Origin of the sequence: Bradyrhizobium centrolobii (genome assembly GCF_001641635.1) — a bacterium.
GTDB classification, from domain to species: Bacteria; Pseudomonadota; Alphaproteobacteria; order Rhizobiales; family Xanthobacteraceae; genus Bradyrhizobium; species Bradyrhizobium centrolobii.
Genome location: NZ_LUUB01000120.1, coordinates 121,207 through 141,118, shown reverse-complemented (window position 1 = coordinate 141,118; position 19,912 = coordinate 121,207). Strand labels below are relative to the sequence as shown.

Annotated in this window: 19 protein-coding genes; 8 read left to right on the top strand and 11 right to left on the bottom strand. The window is 65.4% G+C overall.

The window, feature by feature from the left end; translation table 11 throughout:
* Window positions 1-218 precede the first annotated feature (218 nt).
* The 4 genes from AYJ54_RS42860 to AYJ54_RS42845 all read left to right on the top strand — a co-directional run bounded on the left by AYJ54_RS42860 (window position 219) and on the right by AYJ54_RS42845 (window position 3,541).
* Complete coding sequence (locus tag AYJ54_RS42860) at window positions 219-1,814, top strand: sensor histidine kinase (protein ID WP_063708500.1); 1,596 nt, start codon at window positions 219-221, stop codon at window positions 1,812-1,814.
* A gap of 44 nt (window positions 1,815-1,858) precedes the next feature.
* A complete protein-coding gene (locus AYJ54_RS42855; RefSeq protein ID WP_063708499.1) occupies window positions 1,859-2,062 on the top strand; it encodes a DUF1289 domain-containing protein in 204 nt (67 codons plus the stop codon).
* Between the two features lie 28 nt (window positions 2,063-2,090).
* Window positions 2,091-2,645, top strand: coding sequence for a TIGR02281 family clan AA aspartic protease (locus AYJ54_RS42850; protein ID WP_063708498.1), 555 nt, complete (start codon window positions 2,091-2,093; stop codon window positions 2,643-2,645).
* Window positions 2,646-2,881: 236 nt separating this feature from the next.
* The gene (locus AYJ54_RS42845; protein ID WP_063708497.1) at window positions 2,882-3,541 is read left to right on the top strand and encodes an outer membrane protein; all 660 of its coding nucleotides are present in this window, start codon (window positions 2,882-2,884) and stop codon (window positions 3,539-3,541) included.
* A 49-nt stretch (window positions 3,542-3,590) separates the two neighbouring features.
* On the opposite strand, the gene dusA is transcribed toward AYJ54_RS42845, so the two are convergent.
* Complete coding sequence (gene dusA, locus AYJ54_RS42840) at window positions 3,591-4,586, bottom strand: tRNA dihydrouridine(20/20a) synthase DusA (protein WP_082906118.1); 996 nt, start codon at window positions 4,584-4,586, stop codon at window positions 3,591-3,593.
* A gap of 277 nt (window positions 4,587-4,863) precedes the next feature.
* Between dusA and AYJ54_RS42835 the strand changes: the two genes are divergently transcribed.
* Window positions 4,864-5,724, top strand: coding sequence for an alpha/beta hydrolase (locus AYJ54_RS42835; protein ID WP_063708495.1), 861 nt, complete (start codon window positions 4,864-4,866; stop codon window positions 5,722-5,724).
* A gap of 133 nt (window positions 5,725-5,857) precedes the next feature.
* Here AYJ54_RS42835 and AYJ54_RS42830 read toward each other — a convergent pair whose 3' ends face one another.
* The 10 genes from AYJ54_RS42830 to AYJ54_RS42785 all read right to left on the bottom strand — a co-directional run bounded on the left by AYJ54_RS42830 (window position 5,858) and on the right by AYJ54_RS42785 (window position 16,589).
* A complete protein-coding gene (locus AYJ54_RS42830) occupies window positions 5,858-6,220 on the bottom strand; it encodes a Rieske (2Fe-2S) protein (RefSeq protein WP_082906117.1) in 363 nt (120 codons plus the stop codon).
* Window positions 6,192-6,896 (bottom strand): ABC transporter ATP-binding protein, encoded by a 705-nt coding sequence (locus tag AYJ54_RS42825; RefSeq protein ID WP_063708528.1) that lies wholly within the window; start codon window positions 6,894-6,896, stop codon window positions 6,192-6,194. Before AYJ54_RS42825 ends, AYJ54_RS42830 begins: the two co-directional genes overlap by 29 nt.
* Complete coding sequence (locus tag AYJ54_RS42820; protein ID WP_063708493.1) at window positions 6,889-7,671, bottom strand: ABC transporter ATP-binding protein; 783 nt, start codon at window positions 7,669-7,671, stop codon at window positions 6,889-6,891. The genes AYJ54_RS42825 and AYJ54_RS42820 overlap by 8 nt, the downstream gene beginning before the upstream one ends.
* Window positions 7,671-8,717 carry a branched-chain amino acid ABC transporter permease gene (locus AYJ54_RS42815; RefSeq protein WP_063708492.1) on the bottom strand — a complete coding sequence of 349 codons (1,047 nt, stop codon included), beginning with the start codon at window positions 8,715-8,717 and terminating at the stop codon, window positions 7,671-7,673. The genes AYJ54_RS42820 and AYJ54_RS42815 overlap by 1 nt, the downstream gene beginning before the upstream one ends.
* On the bottom strand, window positions 8,714-9,586 hold the full coding sequence (locus AYJ54_RS42810; RefSeq protein ID WP_063708491.1) for a branched-chain amino acid ABC transporter permease: 873 nt from the start codon (window positions 9,584-9,586) through the stop codon (window positions 8,714-8,716). Before AYJ54_RS42810 ends, AYJ54_RS42815 begins: the two co-directional genes overlap by 4 nt.
* Window positions 9,587-9,651: 65 nt before the next feature.
* Window positions 9,652-10,806 carry an ABC transporter substrate-binding protein gene (locus tag AYJ54_RS42805; protein WP_063708490.1) on the bottom strand — a complete coding sequence of 385 codons (1,155 nt, stop codon included), beginning with the start codon at window positions 10,804-10,806 and terminating at the stop codon, window positions 9,652-9,654.
* Between the two features lie 76 nt (window positions 10,807-10,882).
* Window positions 10,883-12,079, bottom strand: coding sequence for a xanthine dehydrogenase family Fe-S subunit (locus tag AYJ54_RS42800; protein WP_063708489.1), 1,197 nt, complete (start codon window positions 12,077-12,079; stop codon window positions 10,883-10,885).
* Window positions 12,076-12,912 carry an FAD binding domain-containing protein gene (locus AYJ54_RS42795; RefSeq protein ID WP_063708488.1) on the bottom strand — a complete coding sequence of 279 codons (837 nt, stop codon included), beginning with the start codon at window positions 12,910-12,912 and terminating at the stop codon, window positions 12,076-12,078. Before AYJ54_RS42795 ends, AYJ54_RS42800 begins: the two co-directional genes overlap by 4 nt.
* The gene (locus AYJ54_RS42790) at window positions 12,909-15,302 is read right to left on the bottom strand and encodes a xanthine dehydrogenase family protein molybdopterin-binding subunit (protein ID WP_063708487.1); all 2,394 of its coding nucleotides are present in this window, start codon (window positions 15,300-15,302) and stop codon (window positions 12,909-12,911) included. The genes AYJ54_RS42795 and AYJ54_RS42790 overlap by 4 nt, the downstream gene beginning before the upstream one ends.
* A 9-nt stretch (window positions 15,303-15,311) precedes the next feature.
* Window positions 15,312-16,589, bottom strand: coding sequence for an amidohydrolase/deacetylase family metallohydrolase (locus AYJ54_RS42785; protein ID WP_063708486.1), 1,278 nt, complete (start codon window positions 16,587-16,589; stop codon window positions 15,312-15,314).
* 157 nt (window positions 16,590-16,746) lie between these two features.
* Here AYJ54_RS42785 and AYJ54_RS42780 point away from each other — a divergent pair, with 157 nt between their 5' ends.
* From AYJ54_RS42780 to AYJ54_RS42770, 3 genes are all read left to right on the top strand, one after another.
* Window positions 16,747-17,241, top strand: a complete 495-nt coding sequence (locus tag AYJ54_RS42780) for a MarR family winged helix-turn-helix transcriptional regulator (RefSeq protein ID WP_063708485.1) — start codon at window positions 16,747-16,749, stop codon at window positions 17,239-17,241.
* A gap of 287 nt (window positions 17,242-17,528) precedes the next feature.
* Complete coding sequence (locus AYJ54_RS42775) at window positions 17,529-18,947, top strand: cytosine permease (protein ID WP_063708484.1); 1,419 nt, start codon at window positions 17,529-17,531, stop codon at window positions 18,945-18,947.
* 14 nt (window positions 18,948-18,961) lie between these two features.
* A complete protein-coding gene (locus AYJ54_RS42770; RefSeq protein WP_063708483.1) occupies window positions 18,962-19,909 on the top strand; it encodes an acetamidase/formamidase family protein in 948 nt (315 codons plus the stop codon).
* Window positions 19,910-19,912 lie beyond the last annotated feature (3 nt).

Genomic DNA, 19,912 nt, shown 5'->3' with positions numbered 1-19,912 from the left:
CCCGCCGCATCGCGCCTCCCGCGCTCGCCGGGTACCTGGCGGGCGCGGTGGTCTACGTCGCACAGCATGCCGCGCTGCATTGACCCGCGCTCGGGATCCAAAATTAACGCCCGGTTAACGCAATTCTTTAGCTCCTTAAGGCACCTCTTAAGGATTTGTTGCCAGAGATAGACAATGCAGAAGGCTCGCCTCGCGTGGGCAGGAATCGTTGTTGTTCGATGAGTAACCCCGCTGAAAAGCCCGAGGTTGTGCAGCTTCCGGCCGAGCCGGTCAGCGTGCCATCGGCGGCCAGTCGCCGGGCTGCCTTGCAGCGGGTGCGCGAGGCGCGCGACAAGTTAACGTCGACCAGCGGAACCCGGCCGGCCTTCGACGCCGAGCTGCTCCGCCAATATGCCCAGACACGGCTATCGGCCTCCTATGTCGTGATGCTGCTGGTGGTGGCGACCGGCGTGCTGTTCGGGCTGTGGATGCAGCCGATCCCGGCCGCGGCCTGGACCTGCGGCATGCTCTGCATCCACGCCGCGATGATCCGCAGCTGCCGGCGGTTTTTGGCCGAGCCCACCTCGCCTGCCGCGACGCGCACCTGGCGGACGCGCTTCGTCGTGCTCGACCTGCTCTACGGCCTGTGCTGGATGGCAATCCTGATCCATCCCGTGCTCGACATGGTCACTGAAACGCTGATGATGTTCCTGATGCTGCTGGTGATCGCAGTGTCGAGCATGCTGGCCGCCTATTTGCCGATCGCAGCACTTGCCGCCACCGCGCCCGTCGCGGTCGCGATGGCGCTGAGCTTCGCGATGAGCGGCTCGCTGGACAATTTCATCCTGGCGGCGCTCGCGATCGCAGCCGAAGGCTATTTCGTGCTGCTGGCGCATCGGCTGCACTCCTCGACCTTCGCCACGCTGGAAGCGCGCGCGGAGAAGGACGCGCTGATCGGCGAGCTCGAACAGGCCAAGGCGATCTCGGACGAGGCGCGCCACCGCGCCGAATCCGCCAACGTCGCAAAATCGCGCTTCCTCGCGCAGATGAGCCACGAGCTGCGTACGCCGCTGAACGCGATCCTCGGCTTCTCCGAGGTGATGAAGAGCGAGATCTTCGGCGCGCACCAGGTCGCGGTCTACAAGGAGTATTCCGCCGACATCCATAATTCCGGCGTGCACCTGCTCAACCTCATCAACGAGATCCTCGATTTGTCGCGGATCGAGGCGGGCCGCTACGAATTGAACGAGGAAGCGGTGTCGCTGGTCGGCATCGTCGCCGACTGCCATCACCTGATGAAGCTGCGCGCCTCGAGCCGCGGCATCACCATCCACGAGGTGTTCGAGCAGGCGATGCCGCGCCTCTGGGCCGACGAGCGCGCGATCCGTCAGGTCGTGCTCAACCTGCTCTCCAACTCGATCAAATTCACCCCGCAGGGCGGCGAGATCTGGCTCAAGGCCGGCTGGACCGCTTCGGGCGGACAGTATCTCTCGGTGAAGGACTCCGGCTCCGGCATCCCCGAGGACGAGATCCCGGTGGTGCTCGCCTCGTTCGGCCAGGGCTCCAACTCGATCAAGTCGGCCGAACAGGGCGCAGGCCTCGGCCTGCCCATCGCCAAGAACCTGATCGACCTGCACGGCGGCACGTTCACGCTGAAATCGAAGCTGCGCATCGGCACTGAGGTGATCGTCACCTTTCCGCCGGAGCGCGTGATGAGCGCGCTGGCACCGATGTCGGAGGATTCGCCGCCGCTGCAGCCGGAGAGTTCCGTCATACCCGACGAGAAGCGCCGGCCGCGCCACAAACCGATCATGAGCGCCGGCACGGGCTCTTAAACAGATGCTTGCAGAAATGCCCGACGATCCCCCACTATGTCCGAATGAGCAAAGACACGCCGTGCGTCGCCGTCTGTATGATCGATCCCAAGACGAAACTGTGCTTCGGCTGCGGCCGCACGCTGCCGGAGATCGCGCGCTGGCACGCGATGGAGGGCACCGAGCGGCGCGCGGTGATGGCGCTGTTACCGGCGCGCATGGCGGAGGCCGGACTGCAGCCGATCGCGGGATCGTCGCGGCGCACCTGACCGGCGTGCGGGCTTCTGGAGGCGCGCAATGATCCGGTTCCTGCTCGTTCTCATCATGCTCGCGGGCACGGCGGGTGCCGTCGTCGCCTATGGCGATCCCGATCAGATCGTGCGCGCCAGCCACAAGGTCTCGCACATGTTCCGCGGGCAGACCGCCTCGCCCGCCCCCGCCGTGCAGATTCAGCGCGGCCAGGGCGGCGAATTCGCGCTGCGGGCGAAGATCAACGGCGTGACCGCACCGATGGTGATCGATACCGGTGCGACCTCCGTGGTGCTGACCTGGGAAACCGCAAGGGCGATCGGGCTGCCGCTCGAGATGCTCGAATATGACGTCGACCTGGAAACCGCAGGCGGTCACACCAAGGCGGCCCGGCTCACGCTCGACCGTCTCGCGGTCGGACATCTCGTCGAGAAGTCGGTGCCGGCGCTGGTCGTGCAGCGCGGGCAGATGAAAACCAACCTGCTCGGCATGAGCTTCCTCGATCGCCTCGAGAGCTGGGGCGTGCGCGCCGACAAGCTGATGCTCACCGGCTACCCGGATCTCCAGAGCAGTCACCGCCGCGCGCGCACGGCGGTCGACTAGCGCCGAAAAACGGCCCACACCGCAGTCGCCGGCCTGCGCCTGCCGACACGCACGATCGCAGCCGCTCGGCGATCCATAAGCCTCAACGTCCATTCGCCAGCGCCGCGAAATAGCGCGGTGTTGCATTTCTGCTATTTACAAACCGTCCGGTCGGTTTATAGATGAGATCATCCCGGATCGGGGTTGGACCAGTGCTGCGTCCTTACGGGAAGCGGCCGAGTGGGAGATTGAGAGTCATGATTGCCAGAGCCGCCTTACGTCGCACGATGTGCGCCCTGCCCTTCGCGGCATTCACCGCAGGCAGTGCCAGCGCCGCGGACCTGACGCCGCGCCAGACGGCACCCGCCTACACGGCGCCGCAGCCCGTCTATTCGTGGACGGGCCTCTATGCCGGTCTCAATGCGGGCTATGGCACGAGCACCGACGATGCCTTCAACGACCTCGTCGGGACGAGCGGCGGCAAGGTCAAGGGCGCCTTCGGCGGCGTGCAGATCGGCTACAATTATCAGCTCTCGCCGATGTTCGTGGTCGGCATCGAGAACGATTTCGAGGGCGGCGACCTGAAGAACCACGACGCCGTGAGCAGCGCCGCCGTGAGCCTCCCCTGGTACATGACCGGACGCGCCCGCGCCGGCATTGCGACGATGGATTCACGCCTGTTGTTCTTCGGGACCGCGGGCCTTGCCACGGGCGAATTGAAGGACGGCGGCCTCAACAAGATGAAGATGGGCTGGACGGCCGGCGGCGGTGTCGAATGGGCGTTCCTGCCCAAATGGTCGGCCAAGGCCGAGTATCTCTACACCGAGTTCAAGCACGACAATCTGCCGGACTGGAACGCCGCGAAATTCCACACCTTCCGCGTCGGCGTGAACTATCACTTCGACTTGTTTCGCTGATCGATGACACGACGAAGAGCCGGGCTCGCGCTCCGGCTCTTCGCGAAAATTACGCAGCCGCCTCGGCCGGCACACCGCCACCGATGCGCGCGATGGCATCGCGCAGCACACCGATGCCCGCGCCCGGCTTCACCCCCTGCTCGGCAAGATGGCGGCGGAAGGCTCGCGCGCCGGGCACGGCGTGGAATGCGCCGACGAAATGCCGCGTGATCGCGTGCAGCCGCGCGCCGCGCGCGAGCTGCTCTTCGATATAGGGCATCATCGCTTCGAGCGCGTCCTGCATCGTCGCATGCGGCACGACTTCGCCGAAGATCTCGGGATCGACGGCGAGAAGCCGCCACGGCTCCTGATAGGCGGCGCGGCCGAGCATCACGCCATCGACATGATCAAGATGCGCCCTCGCCTCGTCGATGCCCAAAATGCCGCCATTGATGATCACGGGCACATCCGGCATCGCGCGCTTCAGCCGATAGACGCGATCGTAGTCGAGCGGCGGGATGTCGCGGTTCTCCTTCGGCGACAAGCCGTTGAGCCAGGCCTTGCGGGCGTGCACAATCAGCGCATCGGCGCCTGCCGCAACGACGGCACGCGCAAGCACATCGAGCGCGACTTCGGGATCCTGGTCGTCGATGCCGATGCGGCATTTCACGGTGACGGGAACGGCGACCGCGCGCTTCATCGCATCGACGCATGATGCCACGAGCTCCGGCTCCGCCATCAGGCAGGCGCCGAAGCGGCCGTCTTTCACGCGATCGGAGGGACAGCCGACGTTGAGATTGATCTCGTCATAGCCAAAGTCCTCGCCGATCCGCGCGGCCAGCGCGAGATCGCGCGGATCCGAGCCGCCAAGCTGAAGCGCCACCGGATGCTCGACCGCGTCGAACCTGAGCAGCCGTTCCCGGTCGCCGTGAATAATAGCGCCGGTCGTCAGCATCTCCGTATAGAGCAGCGCCCGCCGGGTCAGGTGACGGTGGAACACCCGGCAGTGCCGGTCGGTCCAATCCATCATGGGCGCCACGGAAAAGCGATAGTCTTGCGAATTCAAATGGCTATTCTTTCATCGAACCGACAGCATGGAGGTGCCCTCGCACCAGAACCAGCATTTTGCGGGGCACTACCGCATATCCTTCGCCTGAATGGGCGTCTGGTGCAACCGCAACAATAAAGTGGTGCGGACAAGAGAAAGCAACAATGATCCCGCATGACATCGTCCGAGGCAGCTCTGTCGAATGTGGACACGGCTGGTCCAACGCCTCAATTGTCGGTGAATAACCGGCCCAAATTGGACAAGGGTGCCGTCCAGGAGCCGCATCGGAGTAATTATGGTTGAGAATGCTCATTCGACAGGTCGGCCGCTCGATCCTCGTTCCGCATGGTCCGGGCTGTCCCAGGCAGAACGCGACGCCGCCTATGACAACAACGCGGCCGTCAAGAACAGCACGGCCCTGATTGCCGAACGGAACGAAGCCTCCAGCCGGCTGCGAGACACGCTGAAATCCCATCTCGATCTGGCTTACGGTCAGCGGGCGAACAACAAGATCGATCTCTACCCGGCCGCTAGGCCTGAGGCGCCATGCCTGGTGTTCCTGCATGGCGGCTATTGGCAGCGCAATTCGCGCGAATTGTTCGCAATGCTCGTCGAAGGCATCGCCACCCATGGCTGGTCGGTCGCCATTCCCGGCTATTCGCTGGCGCCGGAGGTGTCCCTCACCGACATCGTCGCCGAAGTCCCGCGCGCCCTCGACTGGCTTGCCGCAAACGGCGCGTCCTATGGCGTTGCCGGACCGGTCGTCTTGTCGGGTTGGTCCGCCGGCGCCCATCTCGTAGCGATGGCGCTGGACCATCCGAGTGTCCATGCGGGACTGGCGATCTCAGGCGTCTACGAGCTAGCACCCATCCGCGATACCGGCCTCAACAACGCGCTGAAGCTGACGGATGAGGAAATCGCCGCGCTGTCGCCGCTGCGCCTGCCCGTCACACCGAAGCGGCTCGACATCGCCTATGGCAGCAACGAGCTACCGGCGCTCGTGTGCGATTCCATCAATCTCCACGACAAGCGCGCGGCGGCGAAGGCGCCCGGCAAGCTCATTCCGGTCGACGGCGCCGACCATTTCACCATTCTCGAGGCCCTGCGCGGGCCAAACGGTGTCCTCGTCGACGCTGTCCGCCGCTTGCTGGACTAAAAACGCGAAAACAACCCCATGCACAGTAGAATGCCGTTGTTTTCAAAGATGAATTTTGCAGGCAAGTCCACACCATCGATCCTTTTGACTCGTCGGGCAAAACAGGGGCATGATGCCATCATCGCCGCGCTTGCTACTCTCGCGCTTCCACGCAGATTTGTGCGCCCGTGATCCGTATTGCGTAAAGCCGCAACGGCGGGCTCGGCCATCCCGGATTGATTGCCCCGTCGCGCAAATCGAACGATGCCGCGTGACGCGGACAGAACAGCCGGCCGGCTCTCACCTCTCCGAGAGCCAGATCCGCCTGTTCATGCGGACACGCGCGGTCGCATGCGACGACATCGCCTTCGTTCCAGATCACCAGCAGGTCGAGGCCGGCGGAATGTACGCGAATGATCGTCTCGGCTCTCAGGCGGTCGAGATTGCAGACCGGCGTCCAGCCGAAGCCAGCTGAACCGACAGCATCGTCATCCACCGAGATAGGCCTTGCGCACATGCTCGTTCTCGATCAGCTCGGAGCCCGCGCCTGACAGCACGATGCGGCCGTTCTCGAGCAGATAGGCGTGGTCGCACATCTCGAGCGCGTCGAACGCATTCTGCTCGACCAGCAGCACCGTCGTGCCGGCATCGCGGATGCCGCGGATGATCGCAAAGGTGCGCTCGACGATGTTGGGCGCGAGCCCGAGCGACGGCTCGTCGAACATGATCAACCGCGGCCGCGACATCAGGGCCCGCCCGATCGCGAGCATCTGCTGCTCGCCGCCCGACAGCGTGCCCGCGGCCTGCCGGCGCCGCTCGGCGAGCCGCGGAAACTCCGCGTAGATGCGGTCGCGGTCGGCCGAGATCTCGCCCGAACCACGACGGAGGTAAGCCCCCATGTCGAGATTTTCCTCGACGCTCATGTGCGGAAATACGCGCCGGCCTTCCGGACAATGTGCGATCCCGCTGGCGAGAACGCGCGGCGGTCTCGCCCCGGTGATGTCGATGCCCTCGAACCGCATTCGCCCTGCGCGCGGCGGCACGAGGCCGGAAATCGCGCGCAGCGTCGTGCTCTTGCCGGCGCCGTTGGCCCCGATCAGGGCGACGAGCTGACCGGCCTTCACGTCGAGCGAGATGCCGCGCAGCGCGGTGACGCCGCCATAGCCGCACACCATGTCGCGAATCTCAAGCACGTCCCGCTCCATGTCCGAGATAGGCCTCGATGACCGCCGGATCGTTGCGGATCACATCCGGGGTTCCCTCGGCAATGATCCGGCCATAGTTCAGCACCACGATGCGGTCCGAGACGGTCATCACCATCGGCATGTCGTGCTCCACCAGCAGGATGGTGATGCCGCGGTCGCGGATGCTGCGGATCAGCTCGACGAAGCGGTGGGTTTCCGAGGCGTTCATGCCCGAGACGGGCTCGTCGAGCAGCAGCATCGAGGGCTCTGCCGCCAGCGCCAGCGCGACGCCGACAAGACGCTGCTCGCCATAGGACAGCGAGCCGGCCGCATCATGGGCGCGGCGTTCGAGGCCGACCCATTCGATCAACTCACTCGCGCGCTGCCGCAGCCTGCGCTCCGAGGCGCGCGCGCCCGGCAGCCCGAGGATGGCATCGAGCAGCCGGACCCGGCCCTGACGATGCAGGCCGATCAGGAGATTGTCATAGACGGTGTCGTTGGGAAACACGCCGGTGCGCTGAAAGGTGCGTATCAGGCCGAGATCGGCGATCTCGTGCGGCTTCAACCCGGTCAGCGTCGTACCCTGATAGGTGACCTGGCCTGCGCTCGGCGTCAGGAAACCGGTCATGACGTTGAAGGCGGTGGTCTTGCCGGCGCCATTCGGCCCAATCAGGCTGACGATCTCGCCCTCGCCGACCGTGAAGCTCATGTCGGAGATCGCGACCAGCCCGCCGAAGCGGACGGCGACCTGCTCGATGTTCATGGCAATGCTGCGCGCGGTCATCACGCCGGCTCCTTTGCACCGGTTTCGGTGAGCGCAACTGGTGCCAGCGCCGGCGCGCCGCTGCGCGGTCGGATGAAGCGCTGTGCGAGCGACGGCACGATGCCGCGCGGCAGCACGAACAGGATGGCGATCAGCACGCCGCCATAGGCGATCCACTGCGCCTCCGGCGCCATGACCGGCCGCAGCGCAACCGGCAGCAGCCCGAAGATCAGGCCTCCGATCACGGGCCCGGCCAGCGAGCCCTTGCCGCCGCTGATCACCATGATGACCATGGTGACGGTGTTGATGAAGGCGAACACTTCGGGGTCGATGATCCGGATGTAGTGCGCATAGAGGCTGCCGGCCGCGCCCGCGATCGCGGCCGAGATCACGGCTGCCAGCGTCAGCGTCCTGGTGACGTCGATGCCGACGGAGACGGCGAGCGTTTCGTTCTCCATCAGCCCCCGCATCGCACGGCCGAAATGGGAATGAACGAGGCGTGCGATCAAGAGATAGGCGACCAGCGCTACGACCAGCACGAGATAGTAGTTCTGCATCTTGGTGCGCAGCGTCAGCTCACCAATGCCAGGCAAGGGCAGCGCGATGGATGGAATGTTGGTCAGCGCCAGCGGTCCTTGCGTCAGCTCGACCCAGTTCAGCGCGACCAGCCGGACCACCTCGGCAAAGGAGATCGTCACGATGACGAAATAGGCGCCGCGGACGCGGAAGGAGAGCAATCCGACGAAATAGCCGCACAATCCGGCGACCAGGATTGCCAGCAAAAAGCCTGCAATCGGCGGCCATGGCGCGTGAACCAGGCGGACGCCTCCGGGCAGGCCGACGTCGAAGCCGAGCGATGTCAGCGCGCTGACATAGGCACCGATACCGAAGAAGGCGATGTGGCCGAGGCTGAGCTGGCCGGTGAAGCCGAGCAGCAGGTTGAGGCTCATCGCGCCGACGACGAAAATGCCGGTCGTGATCAGCGCGTTGAGGAGATAGGGATCGCGCAGCCAGAGCGGCACCGAGGCAAGCGCAGCGACCACGAGGATGGTGACGGCTGCTCTCATCCAACCCGCTCCGCGCGCGCAAACAGGCCGGTCGGCCGGAAGATCAGGACCGCGATGATGATCACGAATCCCATGGCATCGCGGTAGCCTGACGAGACGTAGCCCGCACCCAGTTCCTCGGCCAGCGCCAGGATGAAGCCGCCGATCACCGCGCCCGTGATGTTGCCGAGGCCCCCGAGGATGACGATGGCGAAGGCCTTGACGGCGGCAAGATCGCCCATTTGCGGGAAGATCACGTAGACAGGCCCGAGCAGAGCGCCGGCGGCGGCGGCAAGGCTGGAGCCGATCGCGAAGGTCGAGGTGTAGATCATGTCCACGTTGACACCCATCAGCGACGCCGTGTCGTGGTCCTGGAACGTCGCCCGCATCGCGCGTCCGAGGCTGGTCTTGTTGATAAGTAGATACGTCACCAGGATCAGCAGCGCCGCTGCGGCGAGCACGAACAGGCGCAGCCATGACACCGACACCGGCCCGAGCACCAGTGGCGCCTCGGGCAACGGTGTCGCCACCGATTTGGCGACGCCGCCCCAGATCCACAGCGTGCCCGACTGCATCGCGATCCAGGCGCCGATCATGACCAGCATCGTGGTGTCGATGTCGGAGCCGCGCAGCGGTCGCAGCAATGTCAGCTCGATAGCTGCCCCGAGCAGCCACCCGGCAAGCACCGCGACGGGCAATGCCAGGAAGAAATTCAGCCCGAGCTGCTGCACCACGATGAACATGATGTAGGCGCCGAACGTGTAGAGCACGCCGTGCGTGAAGTTCACGACGTTCATGATGCCGAAGATCAACGTCAGCCCGATGCCCAGCAGCGCATAGGTGCCGCCGAGCACGAGCATGTTGACAAGATGTTGGAAAAATTCGCTCAAGACCGTTCCCGAATGATCCGTAATCCGGCGAGAGCGGCGCCGCACCGCCCTCGCCTTACGTGATGTCAGAGCGTCTTCATCTCGACCTTGCCGTCGTTGATTTCGATGAGATAGACGTTCGGCTGGCTCTGCCCGCTCTCCTTGCCCTCCGGACCGGACTTGCGGAACACGACATCGCCGTTCAGTCCCTTGATATTGATGTCCCAGAGCGCCGCCTTGATTGCGGCGGGCTCGGCCTTGCCGGCCTTCTCGATCGCCGCCGCCGCAGTGCGGATGCCGTCATAGCCGCGAAAACTCTCCGTGCAGCCGGCGAACTCGAAACCGCGCTTCTTCCATTCCGTGATGAAATAGTTGGTGGCTTCCGGGTTCGGCGTCTTGTCCGGGAACCAGGGCAGGAAGGTCGTCAGATGCATGGTGCCATTGGCCGCGGCGCCCGCCTGGGCGATGATCTGGTCCGGGTTCTGCGAGCCGCCGGTGGTGATGATGCGCTTCTTCAGGCCCAACGCGGCCGCCTGCTTGAAAATCAACGTCAATTGATCGACCGCTGTCGTCACGATCACCGTCTCGGAATCCGAGCTCTTGATCTTGGAAAGCTGCGCGCTCATGTCCTGCGCGCCCTGGTCCATGGTCTCGACCAGGCCGATGCTGATGCCCTTGTCCTTCATCATCTTGCTGAAGTCCTCGGCGGTGCCCCGGCCCCAGTCGTTGTTGATGACGAGGAAATCGACCTTCTTGAGCGCGAGCTTGTCGACGATGCCCTTGAACGCCGCGGCCTCGACCGCCGAGGGCGGCGAGATGCGGAAGATGAAGGGGTTGCCCGTCGTCGTGATCTTGCCGGATGACGAAGTCTCCACCACCATCGGCGTCTCGTATTCGATCAGCTTCGGCATCACCGCGAGCGTCAGGCTCGAGCCCCAGGCGCCCATCAGCACCGGCACCTTGTCGCTGGTGATGAGCTTTTCGGCGACGGCGGCAGCTTCCGTCGGGTTGCTCTTGTTGTCCTCGATGACGAGCTCGATCTTCTTGCCTAGGATGCCGCCTTTGGCATTGATCTCGTCGGCTGCGATCTTCGCGCCGTTGACGACATAGGTGCCGGAGGCCGCGAAGGCGCCGGTGAGCGGCTCGTTGACGCCGATCTTGATGGTCTGCGCCTGTGCGGCGGCGCCGACCAAGGCCGTTGCCAGCGCAATTGCCGGAACCAGTCCGAGTGCTCGTGTCATATCATCTCTCCAAATCCAACGCTGTTGATCGTTATGGCAGTCCAGGCTTCGTCACTCCGCGGCGCCGGCGCGCCGATCACTCCGCGCCACTTTTTCCGGTGACACGGCTAAACATGCGCGCGAGCCGCGCTCGCAAAACATCCGATGCAACCGACCGGAAGCTGAGCTCCGCCGGAGCTGCCCGCCCCGACGACGCGCCGGACATGTGGCGGTCGAGATTTGCGGCGAACTCCGCAACCAGACGTTTGGCGAGATCCCGCACGAGGCCTGGCCGGCCGACTTGCGCGAGCAACCCGGTGAGCGTGTAGCCGATCGAAAGTTCGACCACGGTCGCCGCGCCGCCTTCGAGTGGAAGCAGACGATAGCGGATCTCGCCCTGCGTCGCCGAATGGCTGCGCTGATCGGTGCCGATGCCGAGAATGCGGCCGGAGAGCGTCGCAGGATCACGTTCGACGCGTGCCGCCCCCTGGAACGCCGCCGAGATCGGCCCGAGCCTGACACGAAACTCGCCTTCGACGCGTTCGGAGCTGGGTATCCCCGTCAGCGACACGCCCGGAAGGCAGGATGCAACACCCGCAATATCGTCGAACATCGCGAACACCTTGGCCAGCGGGTGTGCCAGCGTAAAGCTCTGGTCGAGGACAGTGGCCGGGGTGAAGTCGGGAATGATGCCGCGTGCGACGCTGTCAGGCGCCGGAGCCGACACCGTGCGCGCAGGTCGCGGCTCACTTCCGCCGGGCGCAGCTCGCCCCGAGCCGGCGGGGCCAAGAATGGTCCGGCCGCCGTCGGCCAGCGGTGCGATGTTGCGCGCGCGCCTCGCTTCGATCACGGACTGCACCGCCCGCACGATCCCGACATAGCCGGTGCAGCGGCAAAGATTGCCGCTGAGGCCGACGCGGATGCGTTGCTCGTCAGCGTCGGGCAGACGCAGCACCAGGTCGCGCGCCGAGACCAGCATGCCGGGCGTACAATATCCGCATTGGAGCGCATGCTCCCGGGTGAACGCCGCGCGCAGCTCGGTCGTGACCTCATCGTCGTCGAGGCCCTCGATGGTGGTGACGTCGGCGCCCTGGCAGGCCGCCGCATAGGTGATACAGGAGCGCGCCGGAACGCCATCGAGCAGGACGGTGCAGGCACCGCAGACGCCGTGCTCGCAGCCGAGATGAGTGCCGGTCAAATCGAGCCTGTCGCGGACGAAATCGGCAAGGCTGGTGCGGGGTTCGGCCGATGCCTCCACTGCACGTCGATTGATCTGAAGCGCGATCGTATTCATGCCGCGGCCTCCAGAACCGCGCGCTTCAACACGCTGACATGGATGTGCCGCTGCGCAGCGTCGTCGATGCCGGCCTTGGCAAGAAGCGCATCGGCCACGCGCACGTCGAAACGCTGCTTGTAGTCGGCAGCAATCTGTCCGCCGAACAGCTCCCTGGCGTCGGTCACCACGATCGGCGCCGTGTCGATCGCGCCGATCACGACGCGCGCCGAAGCGTCGGCGGGATCGACCAGCACCGCGCCGATGGCGCGCGCAAACTCGCCCGTCTTGCGGCAGCTCTTGGCGTAACCCCAATGGGACGATGCCGTGCGCGTCGGCACGTGAATCGCCTCGACGATCTCACCGACATGCAGCGCCGGCTCCAGCGCGCCGACGACGAATGCCTCGACGGCCAACGTGCGCGCACCGGCAAGGGTCCGCAGCTTGACCCGGGCGCCCAAAGCAGCGAGCGCCGAAACCCAGTCCGCGGCGGGATCAGCGTGGCTGAGCGAGCCGCCGATCGTGCCGCGGTTGCGCACCGCGCGATAGGCGATGTTGGCGGCGACGTTGCGCATGGCGCCGCGGGTCACGTCGGCGGTTCGCCCGTCCTCGATATCGGCATGGGTGACGAGAGCGCCGAGCACGAGCTCGTTGCCCGAGACCTGCGCGAGCTTGAGCTCGGCAAGGCCGGAGATGTCGACGATCAGCTCCGGCTGCACCAGCCGCAGATTGAGCATCGGCCCAAGCGACTGGCCGCCGGCGATGATCTTTGTCGAGCCGCGGCTTGCGGCCAGCAGCGACAGTGCCGCATCGAGATCGCGCGGGCGTTCGTAAGCGAAGGGCGCCGGTTTCATGCCGCACTCCTTTCGGCCGCACGCGCGGCCAGCACGGCCTCGACGATCCGATGTGGCGTGAGCGGCGATTGCATCAACGCGACGCCGAGCGGGCGTAGCGCGTCGTTGACGGCATTGGCGATCGCTGCGGGCGGCGCAATCGCACCGCCCTCGCCGATGCCCTTCACCCCGAACTGTGTATAAGGTGACGGCGTCTCCATGTGATCGAGGCGCGCTGCCGGAACTTCGGTCGGGCCAGGAAGCAGATAGTCGGCAAGTGTCGTCGCCAACGGCTGGCCGGACGCGTCGAAGAGCATTTCTTCGTAGAGCGCGGTGCCGATGCCTTGCGCGAGGCCGCCATAGATCTGGCCGTCGACCACCAGCGGATTGACCAGCACGCCGCCGTCCTCGACGATCACATAGTCGAGGATTTCCACCTCGCCGAGATCAGGATCGACCGCGACCACGGCCGCGTGCGCGGCATAGCTGAAGCTCCCGCTGTCGCGCACGGGCTTGTAGCCTTGCGTCACCTCGAGCCCGCCGGGATCGACATCGGCCGGCAGATCCTGCGGGCGGCGATACCAGGTATGGGCGATCGCCCCCAGGCTGACGCTGCCATTGACGCCGCGCACTTCGCCATTCTGCAACACCACGGCGGCCGGATCGTGCTGCAACAGCTTGGCGCCGATGCGCCGCGCACGCTCGCCGAGCTCGCGGCAGGCGGAGGCAACGGCGCCGCCTGCCATCACCATCGAGCGCGAGCCCCAGGTGCCGGTCGAATAAGGCGTCATCGCGGTGTCGCCGAGGATAATCCGGACCTTCGCGACGTCAACGCCAAGGATCTCGTGCGCGACCTGGGCGAGCGTCGTCTCCATGCCCTGCCCGTGCGAATGCACGCCGACGCGCAGCTCGAGGCCGCCATCCGGCGTGAGCCGTGCCGACGCCTGTTCATGACCCGGCACCATCGGGATGCCCCACCCGGAATAGACCGAGGTGCCGTGCGCGGCCTGCTCGCAATAGATGGAGACGCCGACACCGATGCGGCGGGCGTCGGCCTCGCCCCGCTTTTGCCTGGCGCGGATGGCGTCGAGGTCGATCGCAGCGAGCGCGCGACGCATGGCTTGCGGATAGTCGCCGCTGTCGAAGTGTTTCTTGGTGATGTTGTCGAACGGCATCTGCTCCGGCAGCACCAGATTGCGCAACCGCACCTCGCCCGGTTCGAGCCCTGCCTCGGCTGCCACGAGATCGAGCATCAGCTCCAGTGCAAAGCAGACGCCTGTGCGCGCCACGCCGCGATAAGGCAGGATCGGACATTTGTTGGTGGCGACCGAGAAGGTGCGGCAGCGATAGGCCGGCATCTTGTAGGGACCCGGCAGGATGCTGGCGACCTGCGCGGCTTCGAGACAGGCCGAGAACGGATAGGACGAGTAGGCACCGGAATCCACGGTGGCCTCGCAATCGATGCCGCGCAGCATGCCGTCACTGTTGGCGTAGACCGTGATCTTGTAATGGTGCTCGCGGCAGTTGGAGCTGGCGACGAGGTGCTCGCGGCGATCTTCCAGCCAGCGCACCGGATGGCCACAGCGCATGGTCAGCCAGGACAGGCAGACCTCTTCGGGCAGCAAAATGCCCTTGTGACCGAAACCGCCGCCGACATCGGGCGAGATGACGCGAATCTGGCCCTCCTCCATGCCGAGGCATTCGGCAAGGCCGCTGCGCGTGATGTGCGGCATCTGCGCCGCCGAATGCAGCGTGAGCTGGTCGAGCCTGGGATCGAAGGTCGCGACCACGCCGCGGCCCTCGAGCGGCGACATGCATTGCCGTGCTGTCGAGATCTCGCGCGTCACCTTGATCGGCGCGTCGAGCGCGGCGGAGATGTCGACCTCGTAGCTGGTTTCGAGAAAGACGTTGTCGCCCCAATGCTCATGCACCAGCGCCGAGCCGGGCTCGCGCGCCTTCAGCATGTCGGTGATCGCGGGCAACTCCTCCAGATCGAGCGTCACGGAGGCCGCGATGTCCTCCGCCTCGGCCCGCGTCGGCGCGAGGCACATCGCGACGAGCTCGCCGACCTGGCGCACCTTGCCTGTCGCCAGCACCGGCTGCTCGGAGATCTTGAAGCCCGGAAGCCCCGACACCGCGCGGATCGGCTTGATGCCGACGAGGTCCGCCGCCGTGAACACGCTGCCGCGATAGGCTTCAGGCACGTGGATGCCGCGGATGCGCGCATGCGCGAGCGGGCTGCGCACGAAGGCGACATCCTGAAGACCGGCGAGCCTGATGTCACCGACGTACTGGCCACGGCCGCGCATCAGGCGGTCGTCCTCCTTCCGCGGCAGCCGTGCACCCACGCCCTGCCCGGACTTGCCAGAAGGAAACTCTCGCTCGTTGCGCAACTCGGCGTTCTCCTTCACCGCCCGGCCCTACGCCGCAACGGCCTGCGGCAGGATCGGGGCGACCGCGTCGAAGCGCGTGCCGGCGCGCAAGCAGAAGGCCGGCTGCAGCAAACGCTCGGCGATCACCTCGTTCTTCTCGTTGTCCTTGAGGACGAAGCGGCCGTTCTGCTCCGTGAGCACGGAGACGTCGGCATCCATGCCGACCTTGAGGGCCCCGATCTCGGAGCTTCGGCCGAGCATCTTGGCGGGATTGGAGGTGACCATCGGCACCACCTGCTCCAGCGACAGGCCGAGCGCCATCATCGAGCTCATCGCCTGAACCAGGCTGAACTTGGCCTGCCCGGCGAACGGATGGTTCTCGTCATCCTCATGCTGGCCCGGCGTTCCCGCCGGCGCGGGAACATGGGTGTTATAGCCGTGAATGTCGGCACCCAGCGTGTTCGGAATGATGCCGGCAGCGATCGCCTTCTTCGCGAGTCGGTACGAAAAATGACTGCCGTGCCCGACATCGACCTTCAGGCCGCGATCGAGCGCCGCCTGGATCACCGGATGCACCTCGCCGTCGCGGTTGACGAAGCCGCCGGGATGACGCGTGAAGGGATGAGCGAGAATGTCGCCCTCGCGCAGCAGTGGAATGACGCGCGTGAGGATGGTGTCGGCATCCTCGCCATTGGCGCCGCTCTCGGGCAGGCCCCAGAGCTGGCCGAAATGCACATAAACCGGCAGGTCGGCGCGCTTGCCGATCTCCGCCGCCATCTCGATGACGCGGATGCCCCAGCGCGCGAAGCCGCCGATCTCGGCATGCGCCTTGATGCCGCGCACGATGTCGAGATTGGCCGTCGCCGCCTTGACCGTGGCGTCGATGTCGACGCCATCGGGACTGTAGAGCTGCGGATAGAAGTGCCCTTCGAGGCCGCCGACGAGGTAGGCGGACAGAAAGGCATAAACTCGTGAGGCCGCGGGCTCCGCGATGAAGTGACGAAAGCCGGGCAACGTCATGCAGGACGGGCCGCCCTGGTCGACCAGCGTCGTCACGCCCGACTGCACGCCGACCATGTCGGGATTCATGCCGAAGCGGCCGGAGACATATTGATAGACATGTGCATGGGTGTCGATCAGCCCGGGCAGCACCAGCTTGCCGCTGAGGTCAACGACCTCCTTGGCGCTGGTCGGCAGAATGTCGGGCGCGACGGCTGCAATCCTGCCGTTGCGGATGGCGACGTCCTTGATGCCATCAACGCCCGAGGCCGGACAGATCACGCGACCGCCTCGCAGCAGAAGGTCGAAGCTGGCAGTAACGGACATGGGCGCTCTCCTCTCCTTGAACGAGCGACAGCATCGCCCGAATTACGAAGCATGCTTCGCATTTCGACCGAAGCAAGCTCCGTGCCATGATCCGGAGGTGGCGGGCGGGTTCGAATCGAGCTAAGCGCGGCAGGGGTTTGGATTGGGAGAGTGTGCATTGCGGCAGGCGAAGACACGTCGCGGCGGGAGCAGGCACCGCCCCTGGCCCTTGTCGCAACGACCCGGATATCTGATCCGCCGGCTGCACCAGATTCACGTCGCACTGTTTCAGGAAGCCTGCGGCGCGTTCGAGGTCACGCCGCTGCAATACAGCCTCCTCTCGGCCCTGGCGGTGCGCGAAACCGCCGATCAGACCACTCTGGCGGCCGATATAGCCCTCGATCGCACCACCACGACCGGCGCATTGAAGCGTCTCGCGGCACGAAACCTGGTCGAGCGCGCGGTCAACAAGGACGATCGCCGGGCGCGCCTGTGCCGATTGACGCCGGCCGGCGCAGCCTTGCTGGTCAAGATCGAGGGCGCGGCGCGACGGGCGCATCGCGCAACGCTGGGGGATCTCAGCGAGCGGGAACAGGCGCAGTTCATCGAAATGATGCAGCGCATCGTGGCCGGCCACCCCAGTCGCGACAGTGCCACTGCCTTATTCGACTAGACGCAGCTGCTGCGCTTTTGAGTTGGGCTGCTCAATTTATCATCGTACCGCTGCTCAGCCATGCAACGTCCTTTGCCTCTCGCCACCGGCTCGCGGAGAGGATCGCCACCTCGTGGTTGCGGCGGCCAGTTCACACGCGAGGTCGAAGCGCGCTTGAGAATCCAACGGCAATCCGACGCAAGCGGCGCTGCATCCGGCATCGATGCAGGCCCTGCTCCGGCCGGCCACAACCGATGGCACGATTTATGCTGCGATGATGCGAAGCGTGCTTCGTATTGGGGGATGTCATGACAGATTCCGAGCTTCGCACTGATCTTCACAGCATCGAGCCAATTCCCGATGCGGACCGGGACTCAACCGGGCCACAGCAGATGTGGATCTGGGCCGGCGCAAACATCGCGCCGGTGAACTGGGCGCTCGGCGCGCTCGGCATCATCCTCAAGCTCGGCCTGATGGAAACAATCGCGGTCATCGTGCTCGGCAATATCGTCGGCTGCGCGATCTTCGCGACCTTCACGGTGATGGGACACAAGACCGGCGTCAACCAGATGGTGTTGAGCCGGTCCGCGTTCGGCGTCCGCGGCGCCTACCTGCCCAGCATCCTGATGTTCCTGATGACGCTGGGCTGGATCGGCGTGAACACCTACTTCCCGGTGAAGGTGTCAATGGGCATCCTCGGCCAGTTCGGCGTGCCCGATACCTGGTTCATCGAGATCGTCGTCATCACGCTGGTGATGGCCGTGCAGGTGCTGATCGGCATCTACGGCTTCTACGCGATCCGCACCTTCGAGAAATACACGGTGCCGCCGACCATCGCCATCATGGTGCTGATGAGCGTGCTCGCGTGGACGCGACCCGGCGTCGTCAACTGGAGCCTGACGACCTCGCTGCCGCCGGGCGCGCATCTGGCGATGCTGACGTTGCTGATGACCGCGATCGGCGTCGGCTGGGGCATCTCCTGGGTGACCTGGGCCTCCGACTATTCGCGCTTCGTGCCGAAAAGTGTGCCGTCGAAATCAGTGTTCTGGTACAGCTATGTCGGCATGTTCGTGCCGACGGTCTGGCTCGGCATTCTCGGCGCGACCATCGCCTCGACGACGCTGGATACCGATCCCGCCAAGATGGTCAGCGCGGTGTTCGGCGGACCGGTCAGCATCCTCGTGCTCTTGATGGTGCTGCACGGCCCGATCGCGACCAACATCCTCAACGTCTACTCAGCGACGCTGGCGGCGCTGAGCGCGGGACTGAAATTCTCGCGCTTCTGGCTCACCGTCATCGTCGGCATCGCCGGCTATCTGGTTACGCTGTATTTCATCTTCGCGCCGTCTTTCGCGAAAGCGTTCGACAACTGGATGATCAGCCTGTTGCTGTGGATGAGCCCGTGGGCCGGCGTCGTGCTCGCGGACTACTTCATCAAGCGCAAAGGCAAGATCGACGTCGCCGAGCTCTATCGCTCGCCGGAGACCAGCGCTTATGGCGACGTCAACTGGGCCGGCATGGTCGCGTTCTTCGCGGGCCTCGTTGCGGGATGGCTGGTGGAGGACGGCCTCGTCGGCGCGCTCCAGGGTCCGATCTCGATCAACCTGCTCGGCGGCGCAGATCTGAGCTGGCTGTTTGGCATCGGGGTTGCGGGCCTCGTCTATCTTGGGCTCGGCAAGCTCGTGACGTCGCCCTCCTCGATCGTCGCGAGCAGCGCAGGCAGCTAGCGGCGAGCAAATCGATGGACCACGTTCTGCGATCCACGCCCGGCAACGTCCAGTGGGGACTGTGGGATGGACGACTGAAACCGGTGCTCCGGATCACATCCGGAGACCGGGTGACCATCGAGACGCTCTCAGGCGAGCCGGACGATCTGCCCGATCCGTCGCTCGGCTACGACATCGTTCCCGGACATGCGGAGGTGCTGGCAAGCGCCTTCCGCGGTCCGGGACCGCATCTTCTCACCGGGCCTGTCTACATCGAGGGCACGGAGCCCGGCGACGTCCTTGAAGTGCGCGTCCTCGATATCGAGCTGCGCTGCAATTGGGGCTGGAATCTCCAGGTACCGACGCTCGGCACGCTGCCGGAAGACTTTCCGGAGTTCCGCCGCATCCACATTCCGCTCGACCGTGCGCGCAACTTTGCAAAGCTGCCGTGGGGACAGGAGCTGCCGCTCAGCCCCTTCTTCGGCAATTTTGGCGTAGCACCGCCGCTGGGCTGGGGCCGGCTGTCCTCGAAGGAGCCGCGGGCGTTCGGCGGCAACATGGACAACAAGGAGCTCGGCGCTGGCAGCACGCTCTATTTTCCCGTCTTTGTGGCGGGCGCGCTCTTCTCCGCCGGCGACGGCCATGCGCTCCAGGGCGATGGCGAGGTCTGCCTGACGGCGATCGAGGCCGCGCTCACCGGCACCTTCGAATTCCACGTCCGGCGCGATCTTCGCCTCGCCTCCCCGCGCGCGGAAACGGCGGCCGACTGGATCACGATGGGATTCGATGAAGACCTCGACGATGCGGCCAAGGCGGCGCTGCGCGACATGATCACGCTGATCCGCGAGAGGAGCGGCCTCAGCGCGCAGGACGCCTATACGCTTTGCTCGATTGCCGCCGACCTCAGGGTTACGCAGATGGTCGACGGCAACAAGGGCGTCCACTGCGTCCTGGCAAAATCCCGCATGCCGCAGCGAACGTAAGGT